Source organism: Streptococcus pseudopneumoniae (assembly GCF_001074565.1).
In the GTDB taxonomy this organism is placed as follows: domain Bacteria; phylum Bacillota; class Bacilli; order Lactobacillales; family Streptococcaceae; genus Streptococcus; species Streptococcus pseudopneumoniae_J.
The window spans coordinates 21129-45326 of the sequence record NZ_JUQX01000013.1 but is presented as its reverse complement, the minus strand read 5'-3'; the positions used below and the strand labels follow the sequence as shown (position 1 = coordinate 45326).

General features: G+C 41.7%; 23 protein-coding genes and 1 tRNA gene. All 24 read left to right on the top strand.

The window, feature by feature from the left end; translation table 11 throughout:
* Positions 1-65: 65 nt before the first annotated feature.
* The gene (gene xseA, locus ADI74_RS01440) at positions 66-1406 is read left to right on the top strand and encodes an exodeoxyribonuclease VII large subunit (protein ID WP_049536582.1); all 1341 of its coding nucleotides are present in this window, start codon (positions 66-68) and stop codon (positions 1404-1406) included.
* Complete coding sequence (locus ADI74_RS01435; RefSeq protein WP_000043226.1) at positions 1384-1596, top strand: exodeoxyribonuclease VII small subunit; 213 nt, start codon at positions 1384-1386, stop codon at positions 1594-1596. The genes xseA and ADI74_RS01435 overlap by 23 nt, the downstream gene beginning before the upstream one ends.
* Positions 1593-2468, top strand: a complete 876-nt coding sequence (locus ADI74_RS01430; protein ID WP_049536580.1) for a polyprenyl synthetase family protein — start codon at positions 1593-1595, stop codon at positions 2466-2468. Before ADI74_RS01435 ends, ADI74_RS01430 begins: the two co-directional genes overlap by 4 nt.
* Complete coding sequence (locus ADI74_RS01425; RefSeq protein ID WP_049536578.1) at positions 2461-3276, top strand: TlyA family RNA methyltransferase; 816 nt, start codon at positions 2461-2463, stop codon at positions 3274-3276. The genes ADI74_RS01430 and ADI74_RS01425 overlap by 8 nt, the downstream gene beginning before the upstream one ends.
* Positions 3269-3700 (top strand): arginine repressor, encoded by a 432-nt coding sequence (locus ADI74_RS01420; RefSeq protein WP_049536576.1) that lies wholly within the window; start codon positions 3269-3271, stop codon positions 3698-3700. The genes ADI74_RS01425 and ADI74_RS01420 overlap by 8 nt, the downstream gene beginning before the upstream one ends.
* Before the next feature lie 6 nt (positions 3701-3706).
* Complete coding sequence (gene recN / locus ADI74_RS01415) at positions 3707-5374, top strand: DNA repair protein RecN (protein ID WP_049536575.1); 1668 nt, start codon at positions 3707-3709, stop codon at positions 5372-5374.
* On the top strand, positions 5375-6103 hold the full coding sequence (locus ADI74_RS01410; RefSeq protein WP_049536574.1) for a metallophosphoesterase family protein: 729 nt from the start codon (positions 5375-5377) through the stop codon (positions 6101-6103).
* A 78-nt stretch (positions 6104-6181) separates the two neighbouring features.
* Positions 6182-8005: a translation elongation factor 4 gene (lepA, locus tag ADI74_RS01405; protein ID WP_049536573.1), complete on the top strand. Its 1824-nt coding sequence runs from the start codon at positions 6182-6184 to the stop codon at positions 8003-8005.
* Between the two features lie 145 nt (positions 8006-8150).
* Positions 8151-8774, top strand: a complete 624-nt coding sequence (locus ADI74_RS01400) for a hypothetical protein (protein ID WP_049536572.1) — start codon at positions 8151-8153, stop codon at positions 8772-8774.
* Between the two features lie 82 nt (positions 8775-8856).
* Entirely contained in the window at positions 8857-9705 is an 849-nt protein-coding gene (dprA, locus tag ADI74_RS01395; RefSeq protein ID WP_049536571.1) for a DNA-processing protein DprA, read from the top strand.
* Positions 9706-9824: 119 nt separating this feature from the next.
* Entirely contained in the window at positions 9825-11912 is a 2088-nt protein-coding gene (topA, locus tag ADI74_RS01390) for a type I DNA topoisomerase (RefSeq protein ID WP_049536570.1), read from the top strand.
* A 107-nt stretch (positions 11913-12019) separates the two neighbouring features.
* Complete coding sequence (locus ADI74_RS01385; protein WP_049536569.1) at positions 12020-12379, top strand: YbaN family protein; 360 nt, start codon at positions 12020-12022, stop codon at positions 12377-12379.
* 93 nt (positions 12380-12472) lie between these two features.
* The gene (locus tag ADI74_RS01380; RefSeq protein ID WP_049536568.1) at positions 12473-13105 is read left to right on the top strand and encodes a copper homeostasis protein CutC; all 633 of its coding nucleotides are present in this window, start codon (positions 12473-12475) and stop codon (positions 13103-13105) included.
* Positions 13106-13148: 43 nt separating this feature from the next.
* On the top strand, positions 13149-13805 hold the full coding sequence (locus ADI74_RS01375; protein WP_049536567.1) for an MmcQ/YjbR family DNA-binding protein: 657 nt from the start codon (positions 13149-13151) through the stop codon (positions 13803-13805).
* A gap of 314 nt (positions 13806-14119) precedes the next feature.
* Positions 14120-15682: a 2-isopropylmalate synthase gene (locus ADI74_RS01370; protein WP_049536566.1), complete on the top strand. Its 1563-nt coding sequence runs from the start codon at positions 14120-14122 to the stop codon at positions 15680-15682.
* A gap of 11 nt (positions 15683-15693) precedes the next feature.
* Entirely contained in the window at positions 15694-16731 is a 1038-nt protein-coding gene (leuB, locus tag ADI74_RS01365) for a 3-isopropylmalate dehydrogenase (RefSeq protein WP_049536565.1), read from the top strand.
* Entirely contained in the window at positions 16728-16997 is a 270-nt protein-coding gene (locus ADI74_RS01360; protein ID WP_049536564.1) for a DUF1294 domain-containing protein, read from the top strand. The genes leuB and ADI74_RS01360 overlap by 4 nt, the downstream gene beginning before the upstream one ends.
* A 3-nt stretch (positions 16998-17000) precedes the next feature.
* Complete coding sequence (gene leuC, locus ADI74_RS01355) at positions 17001-18383, top strand: 3-isopropylmalate dehydratase large subunit (protein WP_049536563.1); 1383 nt, start codon at positions 17001-17003, stop codon at positions 18381-18383.
* Between the two features lie 9 nt (positions 18384-18392).
* Complete coding sequence (gene leuD, locus ADI74_RS01350) at positions 18393-18986, top strand: 3-isopropylmalate dehydratase small subunit (RefSeq protein ID WP_049536560.1); 594 nt, start codon at positions 18393-18395, stop codon at positions 18984-18986.
* Between the two features lie 27 nt (positions 18987-19013).
* Complete coding sequence (locus ADI74_RS01345) at positions 19014-19793, top strand: L-threonylcarbamoyladenylate synthase (protein WP_049536559.1); 780 nt, start codon at positions 19014-19016, stop codon at positions 19791-19793.
* A 164-nt stretch (positions 19794-19957) separates the two neighbouring features.
* The gene (locus ADI74_RS01340; RefSeq protein ID WP_049536557.1) at positions 19958-21586 is read left to right on the top strand and encodes an AAA family ATPase; all 1629 of its coding nucleotides are present in this window, start codon (positions 19958-19960) and stop codon (positions 21584-21586) included.
* A complete protein-coding gene (locus ADI74_RS01335; protein WP_049536555.1) occupies positions 21573-22877 on the top strand; it encodes an McrC family protein in 1305 nt (434 codons plus the stop codon). The genes ADI74_RS01340 and ADI74_RS01335 overlap by 14 nt, the downstream gene beginning before the upstream one ends.
* A 173-nt stretch (positions 22878-23050) precedes the next feature.
* On the top strand, positions 23051-24037 hold the full coding sequence (locus ADI74_RS01330; RefSeq protein WP_049536554.1) for a GMP reductase: 987 nt from the start codon (positions 23051-23053) through the stop codon (positions 24035-24037).
* A 66-nt stretch (positions 24038-24103) separates the two neighbouring features.
* Positions 24104-24175, top strand: a tRNA-Arg gene (locus tag ADI74_RS01325).
* Positions 24176-24198 lie beyond the last annotated feature (23 nt).

Below are 24198 nucleotides of genomic sequence, written 5' to 3'. Positions count from 1 at the left end.
TTTTTAAGCATGTTTTTGGTATAATAATACCCATGGAAAAGCAAGAAAATGAATAGTAGGTGGATATGGAAAAGTATTTATCGGTAACAACTTTGACCAAGTATCTGAAAATGAAATTCGATAAAGACCCTTACTTGGAACGGGTCTATTTAACTGGTCAAGTTTCCAACTTTCGTAAACGACCTACTCACCAATATTTCTCCTTAAAAGATGATCATGCAGTCATTCAAGCGACCATCTGGTCTGGGATTTATCAAAAATTAGGTTTCGACCTGGAAGAAGGGATGAAAATCAATGTGATTGGGCGTGTTCAGGTTTATGAACCCAGTGGGAGCTACTCTATCATCATTGAAAAAGCAGAGCCTGATGGGGTTGGGGCGCTTGCGATTCAGTTTGAGCAACTCAAGAAAAAACTAACGGAGGAAGGCCTTTTTCAAGAACGTTTCAAGCAACCTCTTCCCCAGTTTGCTAAGCGTATCGGCGTAGTAACTAGTCGCAGTGGCGCCGTTATTCAGGATATTATCACAACCGTGACTAGACGATTCCCCGGTGTCGATATTCTTCTCTATCCGACCAAGGTACAAGGTGATGGAGCCGCGGAGGAAATTGCTCGAAATATTGCGCGTGCCAATCAACTTGACGATTTGGACTTGCTGATTATTGGTCGTGGTGGTGGTTCGATCGAGGATCTCTGGGCGTTTAACGAAGAGATTGTGGTACGGGCTATTTTTGAATCCCGTTTGCCAATTATTTCTAGTGTTGGACATGAGACGGATGTGACCTTGGCAGATTTTGTAGCGGATCGTCGGGCGGCGACACCAACAGCTGCAGCTGAACTGGCAACACCTGTCACTAAGTTGGATCTCTTGACCCATTTGCAAAATCAAGAAAAACGGATGACAACGGCTGTTCAGAATGTTCTGTCAAGAAAAAAAGATGCTTTGAAAAAGTGCAGTCAGTCTGTTATCTTTAGGCAACCAGAGCGCTTGTATGATGGCTATTTACAACGGTTGGATCAACTGCAACTGCGCTTAAAACAAAGTTTGCGAACACGGATTTCTGATAGCAAACAGATAGTTCAAGCAAGGACGCACCAACTGGTGCAATTATCACCTGTTACCAAAATCCAACGCTATCAGGACCGGCTTGGTCAATTAGACAAACTCTTACGTAGCCAAATGGCTCTGGTTTATGATGCCAAGGTTGCTGAAGTGAAGCGACTTTCAGAAGCCTTGCTGATGTTGGATACCAGTCGAATAGTGGCGCGTGGCTATGCTATTGTCAAAAAAGAAGAGACAGTTGTGGATTCGGTTGAGAAGTTGAAGAAAAAGGACCAAGTGACGCTTTTGATGCGAGATGGTCAAGTAGAATTAGAGGTTAAAGATGTCAAAACAAAAGAAATTTGAGGAAAATCTAGCAGAACTGGAGACCATTGTCCAAAGTTTGGAAAATGGTGAAATTGCTCTGGAAGATGCAATTGCTGCTTTTCAAAAGGGTATGGTCTTGTCAAAAGAGCTCCAAGCGACGCTGGACAAGGCTGAAAAGACCTTGGTCAAGGTCATGCAAGAAGACGGAACAGAAAGTGATTTTGAATGAAGAAGCAAGAAAAATTAGCTCTTGTGGAGTCGGCTTTGGAAGACTTTTATGGAGATCAGCAGTTTGCTTCTAGTTTACGAGAGTCTGTTCTCTACTCCATTCATGCTGGCGGCAAGTGTATTCGTCCTTTTCTCTTGTTAGAAGTTCTGGAATCCTTGCAAGTAGTTATCCAACCAGCACATGCTCAAGTGGCAGCGGCTTTGGAAATGATTCATACTGGAAGTTTGATTCACGATGACCTTCCAGCTATGGATGACGACGATTATCGTCGGGGACGCTTGACCAATCATAAGAAATTCGGCGAAGCAATGGCAATTTTGGCAGGAGATGCTTTGTTCTTAGATCCCTATGCCTTGATAGCGCAGGCAGATTTACCAAGTCAGAACAAGGTGGACTTGATAGCCAACTTATCCCTTGCGTCAGGTAGTTTGGGCATGGTGGCAGGGCAGGTTCTGGACATGGAGGGTGAACGTCAGCACTTGTCTTTGGAAGAACTCCAAACCATTCATGCCAATAAAACAGGGAAATTACTAGCCTATCCTTTCCAAGCAGCAGCTATCATAGCAGAATTAGCACCAGAAATCCAAGTAAAATTGAAAACGGTTGGTGAATTGATTGGCCTTGCCTTTCAAGTCAGGGACGATGTGTTAGATGTGACCGCTAGTTTTGAGGAAATCGGCAAGACACCACAAAAGGATTTGCAGGCAGAAAAGTCAACCTATCCAGCCTTGTTGGGCTTGGAAGAGGCCATTGCATTTTGTAACCAAACCTTGGATCAAGCTAATGCCAAGTTAGAAGAAATTGCCCAGCAAGTCAGCTTTGAAACAGAGCCGATTGTGAAAGTAGTAGAAAGTTTGAGAATCAATGGCTAAGGAAAGAGTGGATGTACTAGCTTATAAACAGGGTTTGTTTGAGACACGAGAACAAGCCAAGCGGGGTGTCATGGCTGGTCTTGTAGTTGCTGTCCTCAATGGAGAGCGCTTTGACAAGCCAGGAGAGAAAATCCCAGATGATACTGAGCTAAAACTCAAAGGTGAAAAACTCAAGTATGTCAGCCGTGGTGGCTTGAAACTGGAAAAGGCCTTGCAGGTCTTTGATTTGTCAGTGGATGGGGCGACCACGATTGATATTGGAGCTTCTACTGGAGGATTTACCGATGTTATGCTACAGAATGGAGCCGTACTTGTCTATGCGGTGGATGTTGGGACCAATCAGTTGGCTTGGAAATTGCGCCAGGATCCTAGGGTTGTCAGTATGGAGCAGTTTAATTTCCGTTATGCTGAAAAGACTGACTTTGAGGAGGAACCAAGTTTTGCCAGTATTGATGTAAGTTTCATTTCCCTTAGTCTGATCCTACCTGCCTTGCACCGTGTCTTGGCTAATCAAGGTCAGGTGGTAGCACTTGTCAAACCTCAGTTTGAGGCAGGCCGGGAGCAAATAGGGAAAAATGGGATCATTCGTGATGCCAAGGTTCACCAACATGTCCTTGAATCAGTCACTGCTATGGCGGTTGAGCAAGGTTTTTCTGTGCTTGGATTAGACTATTCACCAATCCAAGGAGGACATGGAAACATCGAATTTCTGGCATATTTGAAAAAGGAAGATGGAGCAAGTAACCAAGTTGCCCCTGAAATAGAAAAAGTTGTAGAGAGAGCACATAGAGAATTTAAAGATGAATAAAAAAGAAAGACTTGAAAAAATTAGAAGATTTGTAACAGATTACCAAATCGGAACACAGGAAGAAATCGTTGAGCACTTAAAGGAAGCAGGTATCTCTGCCACTCAAGCTACTGTATCGAGAGACATCAAAGAGCTTGGTATTGTTAAAATTCCTTTGAAAAACAACACTTATATCTATGAATTGCCAAAATCAATTGTGAAGAGTTTGCAGTTGGCTGAGAATAACATCGAAGGTTCTCAAGTAATGGGTAACATGCTTAACCTCAATGTCATTCCGGGAAATACAGTATTTGTGAAAGGTCAGCTGGTTGCAGCATTTTCTGATAAGATTTTTAGCTGTATCGCGGATGATAATTCAATCTTGATTGTGGCAAAAACAGAGGAAGCAGCTAAGGAAATATCTGAACAAGTAAAAAATTGGTAGGTTTATATGTTACTTGAAATTTCGATAAAAAACTTTGCCATTATAGAGGCGATTTCGCTCAATTTTGAAAAAGGCATGACAGTCTTAACTGGTGAAACAGGTGCTGGGAAATCGATCATCATCGATGCCATGAATCTCATGTTGGGGGCTCGTGCAACGACAGATGTTATTCGTCATGGCGCACCAAAGGCAGAGATTGAGGGGCTTTTCTCGGTTGAAAACAGCCGTGTTTTACAAGAACTCTTTGAAGAGCAAGGCTTGGAATTGGGGGATGAGATTATCATCCGTCGTGAAATTCTTCAAAATGGACGAAGTGTTAGTCGCGTGAATGGCCAGATGGTCAATCTTTCTGTCTTGCGTGCAATTGGCCAGCATCTTGTCGATATTCATGGTCAACATGACCAAGAAGAGTTAATGCGTCCGCAACTGCACATCCAGATGTTGGATGAATTTGGTGATGCAGCATTTTTGGAACTTAAACAAGCCTATCAGACAAGCTTTGACACCTATCGCAAAATGCGTAAACAAGTTCTGGAAGTCAAGAAAAACCAGCAGGAACACAAGTCTCGCATTGAGATGTTGGAATTTCAAATGGCAGAGATTGAAGCAGCAAACTTGCAGGCTGGTGAAGACTTGGCTCTCAACCAAGAAAGAGATAAACTTCTCAATCATAAAAATATTGCGGATACGCTAACCAATGCTTATAGTATGTTGGACAATGAGGAATTCTCCAGTCTTGCTAATGTCCGTTCGGCCATGAATGACATGGAAAGTGTCGAAGAATATGACCCTGAATACCGTGAAATTTCAAGTTCTCTATCAGAGACCTACTATGTTTTAGAAGATATTACAAAGCGTTTGGGAGATATTATTGAGGACTTGGATTTTGATGGCAATCGCCTCATGCAGGTTGAAAATCGCTTAGACCTTCTGAATACTATTACCCGTAAATACGGTGGGACTGTGGACGATGTCCTGCTTTATTTTGCCAAGATTACGGATGAGTACAATCTCTTGACGGGGAATAACCTTTCTTCCGAAGACATGGAAGCAGAGCTCAAAAAATTGGAAGTTAAGCTTGTCGACTTGGCAGGTCAGCTTGCATCTGCTCGCTATGACTTGGCCCAGCAGCTTGAGGCAGAGATTAAACAGGAACTGCAAGACCTCTATATGGAAAAGGCACAGTTCCAGGTTCGCTTTGGCAAGGGCAAATTCAGTCGTGAAGGGAATGAAATGGTCGAATTTTACATTTCAACCAACCCAGGTGAGGACTTTAAGCCTTTGGTCAAAGTTGCATCTGGTGGGGAATTATCCCGCCTCATGTTGGCTATCAAGTCTGCCTTTTCTCGCAAGGAAGGTAAGACCAGTATTGTCTTTGATGAGGTGGATACGGGAGTTTCAGGTCGTGTAGCCCAAGCTATCGCACAGAAGATCCATAAGATTGGCCAACATGGTCAGGTTTTAGCAATCTCTCACCTACCACAAGTAATTGCCATCGCGGATTATCAATTCTTTATTGAGAAGATTAGCGATGAGCACTCAACGGTGTCGACAGTTCGTCTCTTGACTTTAGAAGAACGAGTAGAGGAAGTTGCTAAGATGTTAGCAGGAGAGAATGTAACCGAAGCAGCCCTTACCCAAGCCAGAGAATTATTGCAAACGAGGGAGAAATAAATGACAGACTATTATGTAATTGGAGATGTCCATGGAAAAGCAGGTATGCTGGAAGACCTTCTCAAAACCTGGGATGGTCACACCCAGTTGCTCTTTCTAGGGGATTTGATTGACCGTGGTGAGGATAGTCGCCGTGTTCTAGAAATGGTAAAAGACTTGGTCGACAATCATGGAGCTATCTGTCTATCAGGAAACCACGAGTATATGTTTTTGACTTGGCTTGATGACCCAGAAGAAAGCTATGACCATTATCGTCGCAATGGTGGTGATACAACCATTAACTCTATTTTAGGTCGTCCCTTGGATGCACCAGTTGATGGCGTAGAAGATGCCAAACGGGTTGCGACAGAAGCAGCAGACTTGGTCGAATTTATTCGTCAAATGCCATTTGTGGTAGAGACAGACAAGTATATCTTTGTTCATGCGGGTATTGACTTGACCTTGGATGATTGGCATGAAACTACAGATTATAAAAAAGTCTGGCTCAGAAAGCCATTCCATGAAGCTGAAAATCATACTGGAAAAACCATTGTCTTTGGGCATACACCAGTTTATGGTTTGCTGAAGCAAGACCGAGGTACTGCTGAGCTTTGGATAACAGAAGATGGCAAGATTGGCATGGATGGAGGAGCTGTCTATGGTGGTGTCCTTCATGGGATTGTCTTTACTGACCAAGGAATGACAGAACACCACTTTATCGAAAATGATGGTTTTGTTGCCGAAGATTAGTACTCCTAGCAGGGTATGGTCTTGTCAAAATGTTAAAAACAATTTATAATTAATAGATACCCTGAAAGGAAGAGCATCATGAACTTAGAAGAATTAAAGAAACGACAGGAGAAGATCCGCAACTTCTCTATTATCGCCCATATTGACCACGGAAAGTCAACGCTTGCAGACCGCATTTTGGAAAAGACAGAGACGGTTTCAAGTCGTGAAATGCAAGCCCAGCTTTTGGATAGTATGGATCTTGAGCGTGAACGTGGAATTACCATTAAACTCAATGCCATTGAGCTCAATTACACTGCAAAAGATGGCGAGACCTATATTTTCCACTTGATTGACACACCTGGGCACGTGGACTTTACCTATGAAGTGTCGCGTTCGCTCGCTGCCTGTGAAGGAGCGATTTTGGTGGTAGATGCTGCCCAAGGAATTGAGGCACAAACTCTTGCCAACGTTTATCTAGCCTTGGACAATGATTTGGAAATTCTGCCAGTCATTAACAAGATTGACCTACCAGCAGCCGATCCAGAACGTGTGCGTACAGAGATTGAGGATGTCATCGGACTAGATGCCAGCGAAGCGGTCTTAGCATCAGCCAAAGCTGGTATTGGTATCGAAGAGATTCTTGAGCAAATTGTTGAAAAAGTACCAGCTCCAACTGGTGATGTTTCAGCTCCATTAAAAGCCTTAATTTTTGACTCAGTTTATGATGCTTACCGCGGGGTTATTCTCCAAGTTCGTGTTATGGACGGAGTGGTTAAACCTGGCGATAAGATTCAGCTCATGAGCAATAGCAAGACCTTTGATGTCACTGAGGTCGGAATTTTCACACCGAAAGCAGTCGGGCGTGATTTCCTAGCGACTGGTGACGTTGGTTATATTGCGGCTTCCATCAAGACGGTTCAAGATACGCGTGTTGGTGATACAGTGACCCTAGCAAGCAATCCAGCAGCAGAACCGCTAGATGGGTACAAGCAGATGAACCCTATGGTCTTTGCAGGACTTTACCCAATCGAGTCAAACAAGTACAATGACCTTCGTGAAGCCCTTGAAAAATTGCAACTCAACGATGCTAGCTTGCAGTTTGAACCAGAAACATCGCAGGCACTCGGATTTGGTTTCCGTTGTGGATTCCTTGGGCTTCTCCATATGGATGTTATCCAAGAGCGTTTAGAACGTGAGTTCAACATTGACCTCATCATGACAGCTCCATCTGTTATCTATAAGGTTAACCAAACTGACGGTGAGTCTATGGATGTGTCTAACCCGTCTGAGTTTCCTGATCCAACTAAGATCGCGACTATTGAAGAACCTTATGTCAAGGCTCAAATCATGGTACCGCAGGAGTTTGTCGGAGCAGTTATGGAATTGGCTCAACGTAAACGTGGAGACTTTGTGACCATGGATTATATTGATGACAATCGTGTCAATGTCATCTATCAAATTCCACTTGCTGAAATCGTCTTTGACTTCTTTGATAAGCTCAAGTCTTCAACACGTGGTTATGCAAGTTTTGACTATGAATTGTCAGAGTACCGCCCATCTAAGCTGGTCAAAATGGATATCCTTCTCAATGGTGATAAGGTGGATGCCCTCAGTTTTATCGTTCATAAGGACTTTGCCTACGAACGTGGGAAACTCATCGTTGATAAGCTCAAAAAAATCATCCCTCGTCAACAATTTGAAGTGCCGATTCAAGCAGCTATTGGGCACAAGATCGTGGCCCGTACTGATATCAAGGCCCTTCGTAAGAATGTACTTGCCAAGTGTTACGGAGGTGACGTTTCTCGTAAACGCAAACTCCTTGAAAAACAAAAAGCTGGTAAGAAACGCATGAAAGCTATCGGATCAGTAGAAGTCCCACAAGAAGCCTTCCTTAGCGTCTTGAGCATGGATGAAGAATAGAAAGTTGAAACAAAACTCTTGAAGATTTCTCAAGAGTTTTTGCTTTAAATGAGAGCGGGCAAAATTATCAAGTGACAGAAAAGATCAAGTTAGAATTTGACAGAAGTCCTTATTTTTCTTATAATGCAGATGGAAAGGTGATAGGATGAAAAAATTATTAATTTTAGGAACTGTTGTTACTGCTAGTGTTTTTTTAGCTTCATGCTCTAATAAATCACAAACAGCAACCGAAGAAAGTTCGTCTGCAGTTGTTAGTTCTTCTAGTAGTCAGGAAACGAGTAGCTCTAGTTCTACTGTTTCTGAAGCGAAAAAGGAAGAGACGCAAATCATCGGTTCGAATGAATATGGTTTTGTCAAGGTACCCAAATCATGGGTTCAATTCCATGAAGTAGAAGGTGGAAATGATATACAGTATAGTGATGGAACAGATATCAACATTGTTACGCTGAATACCTTCAAGGCTGAGCAGTTCAATATCAGCGAAGAAGAATATGCTAAACTGGATGTTGTGACTGTCTCATCTAGTATTTTAACTTCCAAAGAACAAAGCTCTGATTTCAGTAAGGTTTGGGGCTCCAAATCGACCATTGGAGGCTATGAAGCCTATGTTGTCAACGCAATTGCTAAGTCAGGGAAATACCTTGTTACCTGGGTTTTCCGATCAAATGATGGTAAAATCCGCTATGTTTCACTTGAAGGAGATGGGGAAACTTTAAAAACAATCTTACCGATGGTTGAAAGTAGCTGGTCAACTACTAAAGCTGAATAAATGAAAAAAAGAAGATTCTTGGTCTTCTTTTTATTTTTTTACGAATAGATAGGTAAGTAGAAAAGAAGAAATGGAGTTGCTCATGAAGATTACAAACTATGAGATTTACAAATTGAGAAAAGCTGGGCTGACCAATCAACAAATTTTAACTGTTCTTGAATACGATGAGACTGTAGATCAGGAGCTCTTGCTAGGTGATATTGCAGAAATATCGGGGTGCCGTAATCCTGCTGTCTTTATGGAACGCTATTTCCAGATAGATGATGCACAGTTGGAGAAGGAGTTTCAGAAATTTCCATCCTTTTCTATTCTTGATGACTGTTATCCTTGGGATCTGAGTGAGATTTACGATGCTCCAGCACTCTTGTTTTATAAGGGAAATCTAGACTTGCTGAAGTTTCCAAAGGTTGCTGTTGTAGGGAGTCGTTCATGTTCTAGTCAGGGTGCAAAGTCGGTTCAGAGAGTCATTCAAGGTTTGGAAAACGAGTTAATCGTAGTCAGTGGTTTGGCCAAAGGGATTGATACGGCTGCCCATATGGCTGCACTCCAAAATGGTGGAAAAACGATTGCTGTGATTGGAACAGGATTGGATGTGTTTTATCCTAAAGCCAATAAACGTTTGCAGGAGTACATTGGCAATGACCATCTGGTTCTCAGTGAATATGGACCTGGCGAGCAACCTCTGAAATTTCATTTTCCAGCTCGAAATCGTATCATAGCAGGACTGTGTCGTGGGGTTATTGTAGCAGAGGCAAGGATGCGTTCGGGCAGTCTCATCACCTGTGAGCGTGCTATGGAGGAAGGGCGCGATGTCTTTGCCATTCCAGGGAACATTTTAGATGGCCATTCAGATGGCTGTCACCACCTGATCCAAGAGGGAGCAAAACTGGTCACCAGCGGTCAAGATGTGCTGGCTGAGTTTGAATTTTAAGGAGAAATTTGTTCACTCAGATAAACTTTTCTTCTATAAATATAGGAGTTAAGTCTTGACAGGTCTTTAAAAATGGTTTACACTTTATAAAGTTTATTACTTTGAAAAGGTGTGATAGTGTGGCTACGGCAACAAAGAAGAAAAAATCAACAGTTAAAAAAAATCTAGTCATCGTGGAGTCGCCTGCCAAGGCGAAAACGATTGAGAAATACCTAGGTAGAAATTACAAGGTTTTAGCCAGTGTCGGGCATATCCGTGATTTGAAAAAATCCAGTATGTCAGTCGACATTGAAAATAACTATGAACCGCAGTATATCAATATCCGAGGCAAGGGTCCTCTCATCAATGATCTGAAAAAAGAAGCCAAAAAGGCTAATAAAGTCTTTCTGGCGAGTGACCCGGACCGTGAAGGAGAAGCAATTTCCTGGCATTTGGCTCACATTCTCAACTTGGATGAGAATGATGCCAACCGTGTAGTCTTTAATGAAATCACCAAAGACGCAGTAAAAAATGCCTTTAAAGAACCTCGTAAGATTGATATGGACTTGGTCGACGCCCAACAAGCTCGTCGAGTCTTAGACCGCTTGGTAGGGTATTCGATTTCGCCAATTTTGTGGAAGAAGGTCAAGAAGGGCTTATCAGCAGGACGCGTGCAGTCGGTTGCCCTTAAGCTCATCATTGACCGTGAAAATGAAATCAATGCCTTCCAACCGGAAGAATACTGGACAATTGATGGTGTCTTTAAGAAGGGAACCAAGCAATTTCAGGCTTCTTTCTATGGTATGAATGGCAAAAAGATGAAATTGACCACCAACGAAGAAGTCAAAGAAGTCTTGTCCCATTTGACTAGTAAAGATTTCACAGTAGACCAGGTAGATAAGAAAGAACGCAAACGCAATGCGCCCCTACCTTATACGACTTCAACCATGCAGATGGATGCGGCTAACAAAATTAATTTCCGTACTCGAAAGACCATGATGGTGGCTCAACAGCTCTATGAAGGGATCAATATCGGATCGGGTGTGCAAGGTTTGATTACCTATATGCGTACAGACTCGACTCGTATCAGTCCTGTGGCTCAGAACGAAGCGGCAAGCTACATTAACGACCGTTTTGGTAGCAAGTATTCCAAGCATGGTAGCAAGGTCAAGAATGCCTCAGGTGCTCAGGATGCTCACGAAGCCATTCGTCCATCTAGCGTCTTTAATACACCAGAAAGCATCGCTAAGTACTTGGACAAAGACCAGCTTAAGCTTTATACCCTTATCTGGAACCGTTTTGTAGCGAGCCAGATGACGGGAGCTATCTTTGATACCATGGCTGTCAAGCTCTCTCAAAATGGAGTTCAGTTCGCAGCAAATGGAAGCCAAGTTAAGTTTGATGGTTATCTTGCTATTTATAATGACTCTGATAAGAACAAGATGTTGCCAGATATGGTAGTAGGAGATGTGGTCAAGCAGGTCAATAGCAAGCCAGAACAACATTTCACCCAACCGCCAGCTCGCTATTCGGAAGCGACCCTTATCAAGACCTTGGAAGAAAATGGTGTTGGACGTCCTTCAACTTATGCTCCGACCATTGAAACCATCCAAAAACGTTACTACGTTCGTCTGGCTGCTAAACGTTTTGAACCAACAGAATTAGGAGAAATTGTTAACAAGCTCATCGTTGAATATTTCCCAGACATCGTAAACGTGACCTTTACAGCTGAAATGGAAGGAAAACTGGATGATGTCGAAGTTGGAAAAGAGCAGTGGCAACGTGTTATTGACGAATTTTATAAACCATTCTCCAAAGAAGTGGCCAAGGCTGAAGCTGAAATGGAAAAAATCCAGATCAAGGATGAGCCAGCTGGATTTGACTGTGAAGTTTGTGGCAGCCCGATGGTGATTAAGCTCGGTCGTTTTGGTAAATTCTATGCTTGTAGCAATTTCCCAGACTGCCGTCACACACAAGCGATTGTTAAGGAGATTGGTGTCGAGTGTCCAAGCTGTCATCAAGGACAAATCATCGAACGCAAAACCAAGCGTAATCGTATCTTCTATGGTTGCAATCGTTACCCAGAATGCGAATTTACTTCCTGGGATAAACCAATTGGACGTGATTGTCCAAAATGCGGACACTTCCTTGTGGAGAAAAAGGTCCGTGGTGGTGGTAAGCAGGTTGTATGTAGTAATGGCGACTACGAAGAGGAAAAAATTAAATAGAATGCAGAGTCCTGAAAATGAATTTCAGGCTCTTTTTTTGTTGAGGCTTGACAAATTTCCTCCTTGTATGCGAAACTAGAGGAAGAGTAATTTATCTAGGAGAAATCATGCGTATCATTTACCTCAGTATTGGCTTTATTTCACTGGCTTTAGCTGTTATTGGAGTTGTCCTACCACTTTTACCAACAACTCCCTTTCTTTTGTTAGCTATCGCTTGCTTTTCAAAATCTTCTAAGCGTTTTGAAGACTGGCTTTATCATACAAAGATTTATCAGACCTATGTAGCTGACTTTCGGGAAACCAAGTCAATAGCGCGAGAACGAAAGAAAAAAATCATCGTATCTATCTATATCTTGATGGGGATTTCTATTTATTTTGCCCCTCTTTTGCCAGTCAAAATCGGTCTGGGAGCCTTGACTATCTTTATCACCTACTATCTCTTTAAAGTCATTCCTGACAAAGAATAGATAAAAATAGTAGTTATTTGCCTTGATAAAAATGAAAGCATATTTAAAATAATATGATATAATAAATTTAAAGAAAACATCAAGGAGAATCAAATGATTTACGAATTTTGTGCTGAAAATGTGACCTTGCTTGAAAAAGCGATGCAGGCTGGAGCTCGTCGAATCGAACTTTGTGACAATCTAGCAGTAGGAGGAACAACACCTAGCTATGGAGTGACCAAGGCAGCGGTTGAACTGGCATCTAACTACGATACGACCATTATGACTATGATTCGTCCCCGTGGTGGCGATTTTGTCTATACTGATTTTGAAATAGCAATTATGCTGGAAGACATCCGTTTGACTGCGCAGGCTGGAAGTCAAGGAGTCGTTTTTGGGGCATTAACTGCTGATAAGAAGTTGGATAAAGCTAATCTGGAGAAGCTGATTGCCGCATCTAAAGGAATGGAAATTGTCTTCCATATGGCCTTTGATGAATTGAGTGATGAAGAGCAATTGGAGGCCATTGACTGGCTCAGCCAAGCTGGTGTCACTCGTATCTTAACTCGTGCTGGTGTGTCTGGGGACTCGCTAGAGAAACGTTTTGAACACTATCACAGAATTTTGGAACATGCAAAAGGTAAAATTGAAATCTTACCAGGTGGCGGGATTGACTTGGACAACCGCCAAACCTTTATCGACCAGCTAGGCGTGACACAATTGCATGGAACTAAGGTTGTCTTTTAAAAAATAGAAAGGAACTGCTAGCTTTTGGTAGCAGTTTTCACTTATGTTTGAAATTTTTAAATCCTATCAGTTTAATAAAGAAAAAGCTCATGCCTATGGTTTTGTAGAAAATGGAGAAGTCTGGACCTATAGTTGCCAGATTTTGCAGGGTGACTTTTTCATGACAGTCTCTATCACTCCTGATAATGTGAGCTTTCAGGTTTTTGACCAGGAAACGGGTGACCTCTATCCTCAAGTACATATGGAAAGCATGCGGGGAAGTTTTGTTGCAAGTATCCGTGAGGCTTGTTTGGAGATTCTTTACCAGATTCGGAAGGCTTGCTTTGATATGCAGGATGTTATCTGCCCTCAGACTAAGCGTATCATGGCTCAAGTTCAGAAAAAATATGGTAATCAATTGGAGTATCTTTGGGAGAAATCGCCTGATACAGCAGTGTTAAGACATGAAGGCAATAAAAAGTGGTATGCTGTTTTGATGAGAATCCCATGGGATAAGCTGGAAAAGGGGAGAGAAGGGCTAGTCGAAGCAGTCAACCTCAAACACGACCAAGTAGCTGATTTGCTTTCAAAAAAAGGCATTTATCCAGCCTTTCATATGAACAAACGCTACTGGATTAGTCTTACTCTTGATGATAGTTTATCTGATGATGACGTTCTAGATTTGCTAGAAATCAGTTGGAATTTGACTTTGAAAAAGTAAGGAAATTCCCTTGTGTTTTCAAATACTTTCAATTAGCAAAATATTCTTTACTGAAGAAATTTTCAGAAAATATTGGATTTTTTCTTGACAAGAGATTTTTCCTATGCTAAAATACTAAACAAGACATCAAACGAAGGAGAAAGTCAAACATGAAAACAGCTAAGTTTAATCAATTTGCTTTGTTGTTGAGGTACTCGGGCTAGTGCAAAAGCATTAGTCCTGTTTGGCTTACCAAGCGGGAGTAAATCAACATCTCGCTTGGGCCTCTAAGCGAGATGTTTTTTTACAACCACATTTGGAAAAGGGGAAATCTTATGCGAACAGTTGAATTTCTAGATACCAGCCTTCGGGATGGAGAGCAGACACCAGGTGTTAACTTTTCAATCAAGGAAAAGATTGCCATAGCGAGACAGCTGGAGAAATGGGGCATTTCAGCCATCGAAGCTGGTTTTCCAGCTGCTAGCCCAGACTCATTTACAGCAGTTCAGGAGATTGCTAAGGTCTTGAAGAAAACAGCCGTGACTGGTTTAGCACGTTCGGTCAAGTCAGATATTGATGCTTGTTACGAGGCGCTCAAGGATGCTAAGTATCCACAGGTTCACGTCTTTATCGCTACTAGTCCTATTCATCGTAAGTATAAGCTCAATAAGAGCAAGGAAGAGATTTTAGAAGCTATTAAGGAGCATGTTTCTTACGCACGTTCTAAGTTTGAAATCGTCGAATTCTCTCCTGAAGATGCGACTAGAACAGAGTTGGATTTCCTCTTGCAAGTCGTTCAAACAGCGGTGGATGCTGGTGCGTCTTATATCAATATCCCTGACACGGTTGGATTCATCACGCCAGAAGAGTACGGAGCTATCTTCAAATACTTGATTGAGAATATCAAGACGGATCGTCAGATTATCTATTCACCTCACTGTCATGATGACCTCGGAATGGCAGTGGCTAACAGCCTTGCTGCTGTCAAGAACGGTGCAAGACGTGTTGAAGGGACTATCAATGGTATTGGGGAGCGAGCTGGGAATGCTGCTTTGGAAGAAATAGCAGTGGCCCTCAATATTCGCCAAGATTACTATCGGGCAGAGACAAGTATTGTCCTAAATGAAACCATTAATACGTCAGAAATGGTTTCTCGCTTCTCTGGTATTCCAGTTCCTAAAAACAAGGCTGTCGTTGGTGGTAATGCCTTCTCTCACGAGTCTGGTATTCACCAAGATGGAGTTCTTAAAAATCCTCTTACCTATGAAATCATTACACCTGAATTGGTCGGTGTCAAGAGTAACAGTCTTCCGCTTGGAAAATTGTCAGGTCGCCATGCCTTTGTTGAAAAACTAAGAGAATTGGCCCTAGATTTTACAGAAGAGGATATCAAACCACTCTTTGCTAAGTTCAAGGCACTAGCGGACAAGAAACAAGAAATCACAGATGCAGATATTCGTGCGCTGATCGCTGGAACCATGGTTGAAAATCCAGAAGGCTTCCACTTTGATGATTTACAACTTCAAGCTCATGCAGACAATGATATTGAAGCGCTTGTTAGCCTGGCTAATATGGATGGTGAGAAAGTTGAATTTAATGCGACAGGGCAAGGTTCCGTTGAAGCAATCTTTAACGCTATCGATAAGTTCTTTAATCAATCCGTCCGTTTGGTGTCCTATACCATTGATGCTGTGACAGATGGAATTGATGCTCAAGCTCGTGTCTTGGTTACTGTTGAAAACAGAGATACAGAGACCATCTTTAACGCGACAGGTCTTGACTTCGATGTATTGAAGGCTTCGGCGATTGCTTATATCAATGCCAATACCTTTGTTCAAAAAGAGAATGCTGGTGAGATGGGGCGCAGCGTTTCCTACCGAGACATGCCTAGTGTGTAAAGGAGAAGGCTATGACAAAGAAAATAGTAGCTCTAGCAGGGGATGGAATTGGTCCAGAAATCATGGAAGCTGGTTTAGCAGTTCTGGAAGCTCTAGCTTCAAAAACAGGTTTTGACTATGAAATAGATAGACGCACCTTTGGAGGTGCAGGTATTGATGCTACGGGGCATCCCTTACCTGATGAAACCCTCAAGGCAAGTAGAGAAGCAGATGCTATTCTCCTTGCGGCTATCGGTAGTCCCCAGTATGATGGGGCAGCGATTCGCCCTGAACAAGGCTTGCTGGCTCTTCGTAAGGAACTCAATCTCTATGCCAATATTAGACCTGTTAAGATTTTTGACAGTCTCAAGCATTTGTCACCTCTCAAATCGGAACGAATTGCTGGTGTAGACTTTGTCGTGGTGCGTGAGTTGACAGGTGGGATTTACTTTGGAGATCATATCCTAGAAGAGCGCAAAGCGCGTGATATCAACGACTATAGCTATGAGGAAGTGGAGCGGATTATTCGCAAGGCTTTTGAAATTGCAAGAAGTCGCAGAAAAATCGTTACTAGTATCGATAAGCAAAATGTTCTAGCGACATCAAAACTCTGGCGGAGAGTAGCTGAGGAGGTTGCGCAGGATTTCCCAGATGTAACCTTGGAACACCAGTTAGTGGACTCAGCTGCCATGCTTATGATTACAAATCCTGCTAAATTTGATGTCATCGTGACAGAAAATCTTTTCGGAGATATTCTATCAGATGAATCAAGCGTTCTATCTGGCACGCTTGGAGTCATGCCATCAGCTAGTCATTCTGAAAAAGGTCCAAGTCTTTATGAACCTATTCATGGTTCGGCACCTGATATTGCAGGTCAAGGAATTGCCAATCCTATTTCCATGATTTTATCAGTTGCCATGATGCTGAGAGATAGTTTTGGGCGTTCTGAGGATGCAGGGCGTATCGAACAAGCTATAGAAGCCAGTTTGGCAGCAGGCATTTTAACAAGAGATATAGGAGGTCAGGCTTCGACCAAGGAAATGACGGAAGCTATTATTGCAAGGTTATGAAGTTAGATGAAAAAATTACTCTAGTTCTTTTGATTTGGAATGTCATGGTTTTCTTGATTTATGGCATTGACAAATCCAAGGCAAGGAGAGGTGCTTGGCGCATCCCAGAGAAAATTCTCTTGACTATAGCACTTGTCTGTGGTGGATTTGGCGCTTGGTTAGCAGGAATGACCTTTCACCACAAGACTAGAAAATGGTATTTTAAAACGGTTTGGTTCCTTGGGATGGTAACCACACTTGTAGCCTTATATTTCATTTGGAGGTAATAGATGGCAGGAAAATCGATTTTTGATAAATTATGGGACCGTCATGTCATCACAGGAGAAGAGGGGCAGCCCCAACTCATGTATGTAGATCAACACTATATTCACGAGGTGACCAGTCCCCAAGCCTTTCAAGGATTACGAGATGCGGGGCGCAGATTGAGACGGCCAGACTTGACATTTGGAACTTTTGATCATAATGTACCAACGGTCAATATCTACGATATTCGAGATGTGATTTCTAAGGCTCAAATTGATAAGCTTGCTGAAAATGTTGAGGAGTTTGGGATTGAACATGCAGCCCACGGTTCTGAGAAGCAAGGGATTGTTCACATGGTTGGTCCAGAAACAGGACGGACCCAACCAGGAAAATTCATCGTCTGTGGAGACAGCCATACAGCCACCCACGGGGCTTTCGGAGCTATCGCCTTTGGGATTGGGACTAGTGAGGTCGAGCATGTCTTTGCCACCCAGACCCTCTGGCAGGTCAAACCCAAGAAAATGCTGGTAGAATTCACTGGTGTTCCTCAAAAAGGAGTTTATTCTAAGGATTACATTCTCGCCTTGATTGCCAAGTATGGCGTTGCCTGCGGTGTTGGCTATGTGGTGGAATATCGTGGGGAAGCGATTGATGCTCTGACCATGGAAGAGCGAATGACCATCTGCAATATGTCCATCGAGTTTGGCTCTAAGATGGGCATCATGAATCCAGATCAAACTACCTATGATTATCTCAAGGGACGAGAATGTGTTCCAGAGGATTTCGAAGAGGCTGTGGCGGATTGGAAAACAATTGTCAGTGATGATGATGCTGTCTATGATAAGGTTATCCAGATGGATGTCTCTGACTTGGCACCCATGGTGACCTGGGGAACTAATCCTGCTATGGGCGTTGACTTTGACAGTAGCTTCCCAGAAATTAAGGATATGAACGATGAACGTGCTTATCATTACATGGACTTGGAGCCAGGTCAAAAGCCGGCAGATATTGAACTGGGCTATATCTTTATTGGTTCGTGCACCAATGCTCGTCTCAGCGATTTACAACTGGCTGCGCGATTTGTCAAAGGAAAGAAAATAGCTCCCAATCTAACAGCAATCGTAGTACCAGGCTCTCGTCCTGTGAAACGAGCTGCTGAGAAGTTGGGCTTGGACAAGGTTTTCCTTGATGCTGGCTTTGAGTGGAGAGATCCAGGTTGCTCTATGTGTCTAGGGATGAATCCCGACAAGGTTCCTGATGGCGTCCACTGTGCCTCAACCAGCAACCGTAACTTTGAAGACAGACAGGGATTTGGTGCTAAGACCCATCTCTGCAGTCCAGCCATGGCAGCTGCAGCGGCTATCGCAGGGCGCTTCGTAGATGTTCGGCAAATGCCAGAGGCCCAGTAAGGAGAGGATATGGAGAAATTTACAGTTTATACGGGAACGACCGTTCCTCTCATGAATGATAATATCGACACAGACCAAATCCTCCCCAAGCAGTTTCTCAAGTTGATTGATAAGAAAGGCTTTGGTAAGTACCTCATGTATGCTTGGCGTTATCTGGACGATAAGTATACTGAGGATCCAGACTTTGTCTTTAACCGACCTGAATACCGAAAAGCCAGTATCCTCATCTCAGGTGATAACTTTGGGGCAGGTTCTTCGAGAGAACACGCAGCTTGGGCTCTAGCCGACTATGGTTTTAAGGTCGTGATTGCAGGATCTTTCGGGGACATTCATTATAATAATGAACTCAATAATGGCATGTTGCCCATTGTTCAGCCTAGGGAGGTTAGAGAAAAGTTAGCCCAACTCAAACCGACCGATCAGGTAACTGTGGACTTGGAACAACAGAAAATCATCTCACCAGTTGGAGAATTCACTTTTGAAATCGATAGTGAATGGAAACACAAGCTCTTAAATGGTTTGGATGATATCGGTATTACCTTGCAGTACGAAGATTTGATTGCTGCTTATGAAAAACAACGCCCAGCCTATTGGCAGGATTAGAATAAAAATAGAAAAGGAAATAGAACTATGACAAAACACATTCAATGGAACGGAACACTTTCACAGGAAGGCTATGACATTTTAAAAGGTGAGGGCGGATGTATCGTTTGCCCTACAAAAGTTGGTTACATCATCATGACTAGTGATAAGGAAGGACTTGAGCGTAAGTTTGAAGCTAAAGAGCGTAACCGTAACAAACCAGGTGTTGTACTTTGTGGAAGCATGGATGAGCTTCGCGCTTTAGCACAACTCAATCCAGAAATTGAAGCCTTCTACCAAAAACATTGGGACGAAGACATTCTTCTAGGTTGTATCCTTCCATGGAAACCAGAAGCCTTTGAGAAATTGAAAGCATACGGTGATGGTCGTGAAGAACTCATGACAGACGTTCGTGGTACTAGCTGTTTTGTCATCAAGTTTGGTAAAGCTGGTGAACAGTTGGCTGCTAAACTTTGGGAAGAAGGTAAAATGGTTTATGCCTCATCTGCAAACCCTTCTGGAAAAGGAAATCGTGGTAAGGTTGAAGGAATTGGGGAACGTATCGAAGGAGCAGTGGATCTTGTTATCGAAGCAGACGACTACGTTGCCTCAATCCAACCTGACAAAACCATTGAAACCCGCTACGAGCAAGGTGTGATGGTGTCTATGGTTGATAAAGACGGCAAGCTTATCCCAGAACAAGGCGGAGCACGATCAACATCTCCAGCTCCTGTTGTGATTCGTAAAGGGCTTGACATTGATAAAATCATGATGCATTTGTCAGATACCTTTAACTCATGGGACTACCGTCAGGGTGAGTATTATTAAGATTGAAAAGAAGTCTAGTGTTAAGAGACATTGAAGCTCCTAACACTGGGCTTTTTCTTTAGAATTTCTTTTCTTTTTTAAATAGATATGATATTCTATATGTGAAATAGGGTTTTGAAATATTAAATACTAACTAGCCTATAATATGAAAATGGAGCTACAAAATGGAAGAAAAATTAAATTATTGGATGATAGTTGCAGGAGGAGGTGGAAAAGTTTGGTCTTTGTTTAAAGAAGAGAATATAGCTTGTATAGATTTTGATTCTAATTTATCTAATATTTTAGATTACAATAATCCTGAAGAATTGAAGCAAGGAAAGCAGAGAAATTTATTTATTTGGAAGTTTGCACATGACATAAAAATAAATGATTATATAATAGCTACCTCAGGATTTAACAAAATTTTAGGTATTGGACAATGTGTGAAAACATATTACTTTGATGAAACAAAAACAGAGTTTAAACATTGTATTGGTGTTAATTGGTTGAAAGTAGATGGTGGATGGGAATACCAAGGTAAAAAAGGTACAAGACAAACCATCAACTGGGATAGAAATTCAGAACGTATCAATTTATATAAATCTATTCTAAATGGTACATACAGAAAAAATGTAGAGAAAGTTGTTATGAATAAAAATATTAACGATTATTTAGATATATTAAAAAAATCCAAAAACCTCATCCTCCGTGGTGCACCTGGCACAGGAAAAACTTATCTTGCTAAAGAAATTGCTATGGAGTTAACGGGTGACAACGAAGACCAAATCGGCTTTGTACAATTTCACCCTTCCTATGATTATACAGATTTTGTAGAGGGTTTAAGACCGGATTCAAATGAGGATGGCAGTATATTTTTTAAATTAAAAGAAGGTATTTTTAAGAAGTTTTGTCAGAATGCTATAGATGCTCAGAAAACTGGAGGACAAGATAATTTTGAGGAAGCGTGGAGGAAGCTAACGGATGCTATCAATGAAAAGCAAGGACAATACTTCTTTCCTCGTAGTTCTGTTCCAGCCAGTTTAAATAGTCAAGGGAATGTGAAGTTTGATTCTCCTGTTGCTACCAAAGAAAAAGTGTATCTTTTGTACAAGGGTGAAGATACTAATTTAAAGTACGAAACTTATCAAAAAATTGTTTTGGATCACATGAAAGAAAGTTATGGTTTATGTGATTATGTATCCCCAATGATTAACACAGACAAGAATTTCGTCTTCATCATCGATGAGATTAATCGTGGTGAGATTTCTAAGATTTTTGGTGAACTCTTTTTCTCTATTGACCCTGGCTACCGTGGTGAAAAGGGAAGTGTTTCTACCCAATATGCAAATCTACACGAAACTGATGAAAAGTTTTATATCCCCGAAAATGTTTACATCATCGGAACAATGAATGATATTGACCGTTCGGTAGATACCTTTGATTTTGCTATGCGTCGTCGTTTCCGCTTTGTTGAAGTTACTGCTGAAAGTCAAGTTGCTATGTTGGATAAAGAACTGGGTATCCATGCAGAAGAAGCAAAACTTCGTCTTAGAAATTTGAACGCTGCTATCGAAAACGTTCAGGAGCTAAATAGCCATTATCATATCGGACCAAGTTATTTCCTTAAACTGGAAGAAGTAGATTTTGACTATGAATTACTCTGGTCTGATTATCTTAAACCGCTTTTGGAAGATTACTTACGAGGTTCTTATGAAGAGGCTGAAACTCTGACAACATTGAAAAAAGCATTTGATCTGACAAATAACGACCAAACAGAACCCCAAGATACTGGTGATAATGATGCGGATAACTGATAATCAGCATAGAATTGCTAAAGAAGACTTTGTTGCAGAATATCCCAAACTAAGTCAAGCTCTTCTTGATAGAACACTGGATAACCTTTCTAGAGAGGACCGTATCTTTATATTTCCAAATGACCTGCAATATTCTCCTGACTTAGATAAGGACCAAAAGATTTTTGAAACAGTCAATCAGGAAATTAAGACTGGGAATGTGATTGGTTTTCTGGGGTGTGATCAGGAAAGATTGACGATTTCCTCTCGTTTTTCTGATGAAAGTAACGACCATTTTTTGCATTATCTTTTACAAAAGGTTCTCAATATCAATCTGACTAGTTTAGATGTCGGTCTATCTCCTGAAGATAAGCTCTATCAACTCTTGGTTTACCTCCTTCCCAAGTATCTTCAAGCTGCTCTCCGAAAAGGTCTTTATAAGGAATACCAGCGATTTTTCCATAACGATAGTCATGTGAAGGGCGTACTAGATGTTGGAAATCATCTGAAAAAAAATCTCCCTTTTATGGGAAATATTGCCTATACAACTAGAGAGTTTACTTATGATAATCCACTCATGCAGTTGATACGACATACGATTGAGTACATAAAGAATCAGAAAAGTTTCGGAGTTCTGCTCGATAGTAATCGTGAAAATATGACGGAAATTACTCGTGTAACTCCAGCTTATAAACTAGCTGATCGTGCTAAGATTATAAGACTAAATCAAACAAAACCTCTTCGTCATGCCTACTTTCGAGAGTACAGAAAATTGCAAGATCTTTGCCTGATGATCCTAAATGGAGGAGTGCATGGTTTAGGATACCAAGAGCAAAAAATCCATGGTATTCTTTTTGATGTTGCCTGGCTTTGGGAAGAGTATGTTTACACCTTATTGCCGAAAGGTTTCATCCATCCACGAAATAAGGATAAGACGGATGGAATTTCAGTATTTTCTGGTGGGAAACGAAAAGTATATCCAGATTTTTATGACAGAGAACGAAAGATTGTTCTAGATGCAAAATATAAAAAACTGGAGTTCACTGAAAAAGGAATTAACCGCGAGGACTTGTTCCAGCTGATTTCCTATTCTTATATTTTAAAAGCTGAGAAAGCTGGACTGATTTTTCCTAGTATGGAGCAGTCAGTAAATAGTGAAATAGGAAAAGTAGCTGGTTATGGAGCTCAATTGAAGAAGTGGTCTATTCGAATACCTCAGAATGCCTCATCCTATAGTGCATTTTGTGAAATGATGGAAAATTCAGAAGAAAATTTTAAAGCGATTATTGATGAAGAAGTGGGGAGAAGGTAATCTCTTCACTTTTTTGCTATTTATATAAGTAATTTCCGAACGATATAATGTGATTATTACAAATATTTGACAAAAACTGTACTTTGGTTTATAATAAATCAAGGAAACGTCGGGAAAAGGCGTAGGGATGCGTAAGCATAGGTAGGTCATTATAAAAGAAATGAGACATCGATATGTTAAATGAATTTCCAATTTTTGATTACGAAGATATTCAGTTGATCCCTAATAAATGTGTGATTAAAAGCCGTTCAGAAGCGGATACAAGTATTACGTTTGGAAAACACACTTTTAAACTACCTGTTGTGCCAGCAAATATGCAGACGATTTTGGATGAGAACGTAGCAGAGCAACTTGCTAAAGGCGGTTACTTCTACATTATGCACCGTTTTGATGAAGCGGGACGCATTACTTTTATCAAACGTATGCACGATCAAGGGCTCATTGCTTCCATTTCTGTAGGTGTCAAGGATTACGAGTATGGCTTTGTTAGCCAGCTCAAGGCTGATGCTCCTGAGTATATCACGATTGATATTGCTCATGGACATGCGGATAGTGTGATCTCAATGATTCAGCACATCAAGAAAGAATTACCTGATACTTTTGTAATCGCTGGTAACGTCGGAACTCCAGAAGCTGTGCGTGAATTGGAAAATGCCGGTGCGGATGCTACTAAGGTTGGAATCGGTCCTGGTAAGGTTTGTATCACCAAGGTGAAAACAGGTTTTGGCACTGGCGGTTGGCAGTTGGCTGCCCTTCGCTGGTGTGCTAAGGCGGCTCGCAAACCGATTATCGCTGATGGTGGGATTCGTACACACGGTGACATTGCCAAGTCTATCCGTTTCGGTGCTAGCATGGTCATGATTGGTTCCCTTTTTGCAGGACACATCGAAAGCCCAGGGAAAACGATTGAAGTCGATGGCGAACAGTTCAAAGAATACTATGGTTCAGCTTCTCAATACCAAAAAGGAGCTTATAAAAACGTGGAAGGAAAACGCATCTTACTTCCTGCCAAAGGACATTTGCAAGATACCCTCACTGAGATGGAGCAGGATCTGCAAAGTGCCATTTCCTACGCAGGTGGACGCAAGGTTGCTGACCTCAAGCACGTTGATTATGTTATCGTGAAAAACTCTATCTGGAATGGTGATGCATCCCACTAAGACGGGCTATACGGCTAGAAAAAAACTTGTTATTAGAGCAAATTTTTGTTATAATGGAACAAGTTTCCACCCTTAGTGTAATGGATATCACGTAAGATTCCGGTTCTTGAGATGGGGGTTCGATTCCCTCAGGGTGGATGTAAACAGTCTAAGAAAGCCTT

What these genes read in the sequence shown, in the direction of transcription:
- lepA (WP_049536573.1), top strand. Translation starts at nt 6,182, where the DNA reads ATGAACTTAGAAGAATTAAAGAAACGACAGGAGAAGATCCGCAACTTC.
- ADI74_RS01340 (WP_049536557.1), top strand. Translation starts at nt 19,958, where the DNA reads ATGGAAGAAAAATTAAATTATTGGATGATAGTTGCAGGAGGAGGTGGA.
- leuC (WP_049536563.1), top strand. Translation starts at nt 17,001, where the DNA reads ATGGCAGGAAAATCGATTTTTGATAAATTATGGGACCGTCATGTCATC.
- leuD (WP_049536560.1), top strand. Translation starts at nt 18,393, where the DNA reads ATGGAGAAATTTACAGTTTATACGGGAACGACCGTTCCTCTCATGAAT.
- ADI74_RS01345 (WP_049536559.1), top strand. Translation starts at nt 19,014, where the DNA reads ATGACAAAACACATTCAATGGAACGGAACACTTTCACAGGAAGGCTAT.
- ADI74_RS01410 (WP_049536574.1), top strand. Translation starts at nt 5,375, where the DNA reads ATGACAGACTATTATGTAATTGGAGATGTCCATGGAAAAGCAGGTATG.
- recN (WP_049536575.1), top strand. Translation starts at nt 3,707, where the DNA reads ATGTTACTTGAAATTTCGATAAAAAACTTTGCCATTATAGAGGCGATT.
- dprA (WP_049536571.1), top strand. Translation starts at nt 8,857, where the DNA reads ATGAAGATTACAAACTATGAGATTTACAAATTGAGAAAAGCTGGGCTG.
- ADI74_RS01400 (WP_049536572.1), top strand. Translation starts at nt 8,151, where the DNA reads ATGAAAAAATTATTAATTTTAGGAACTGTTGTTACTGCTAGTGTTTTT.
- ADI74_RS01420 (WP_049536576.1), top strand. Translation starts at nt 3,269, where the DNA reads ATGAATAAAAAAGAAAGACTTGAAAAAATTAGAAGATTTGTAACAGAT.
- ADI74_RS01370 (WP_049536566.1), top strand. Translation starts at nt 14,120, where the DNA reads ATGCGAACAGTTGAATTTCTAGATACCAGCCTTCGGGATGGAGAGCAG.
- ADI74_RS01330 (WP_049536554.1), top strand. Translation starts at nt 23,051, where the DNA reads ATGTTAAATGAATTTCCAATTTTTGATTACGAAGATATTCAGTTGATC.
- leuB (WP_049536565.1), top strand. Translation starts at nt 15,694, where the DNA reads ATGACAAAGAAAATAGTAGCTCTAGCAGGGGATGGAATTGGTCCAGAA.
- xseA (WP_049536582.1), top strand. Translation starts at nt 66, where the DNA reads ATGGAAAAGTATTTATCGGTAACAACTTTGACCAAGTATCTGAAAATG.
- ADI74_RS01335 (WP_049536555.1), top strand. Translation starts at nt 21,573, where the DNA reads ATGCGGATAACTGATAATCAGCATAGAATTGCTAAAGAAGACTTTGTT.
- ADI74_RS01430 (WP_049536580.1), top strand. Translation starts at nt 1,593, where the DNA reads ATGAAGAAGCAAGAAAAATTAGCTCTTGTGGAGTCGGCTTTGGAAGAC.
- ADI74_RS01380 (WP_049536568.1), top strand. Translation starts at nt 12,473, where the DNA reads ATGATTTACGAATTTTGTGCTGAAAATGTGACCTTGCTTGAAAAAGCG.
- ADI74_RS01435 (WP_000043226.1), top strand. Translation starts at nt 1,384, where the DNA reads ATGTCAAAACAAAAGAAATTTGAGGAAAATCTAGCAGAACTGGAGACC.
- ADI74_RS01375 (WP_049536567.1), top strand. Translation starts at nt 13,149, where the DNA reads ATGTTTGAAATTTTTAAATCCTATCAGTTTAATAAAGAAAAAGCTCAT.
- ADI74_RS01360 (WP_049536564.1), top strand. Translation starts at nt 16,728, where the DNA reads ATGAAGTTAGATGAAAAAATTACTCTAGTTCTTTTGATTTGGAATGTC.
- ADI74_RS01385 (WP_049536569.1), top strand. Translation starts at nt 12,020, where the DNA reads ATGCGTATCATTTACCTCAGTATTGGCTTTATTTCACTGGCTTTAGCT.
- ADI74_RS01425 (WP_049536578.1), top strand. Translation starts at nt 2,461, where the DNA reads ATGGCTAAGGAAAGAGTGGATGTACTAGCTTATAAACAGGGTTTGTTT.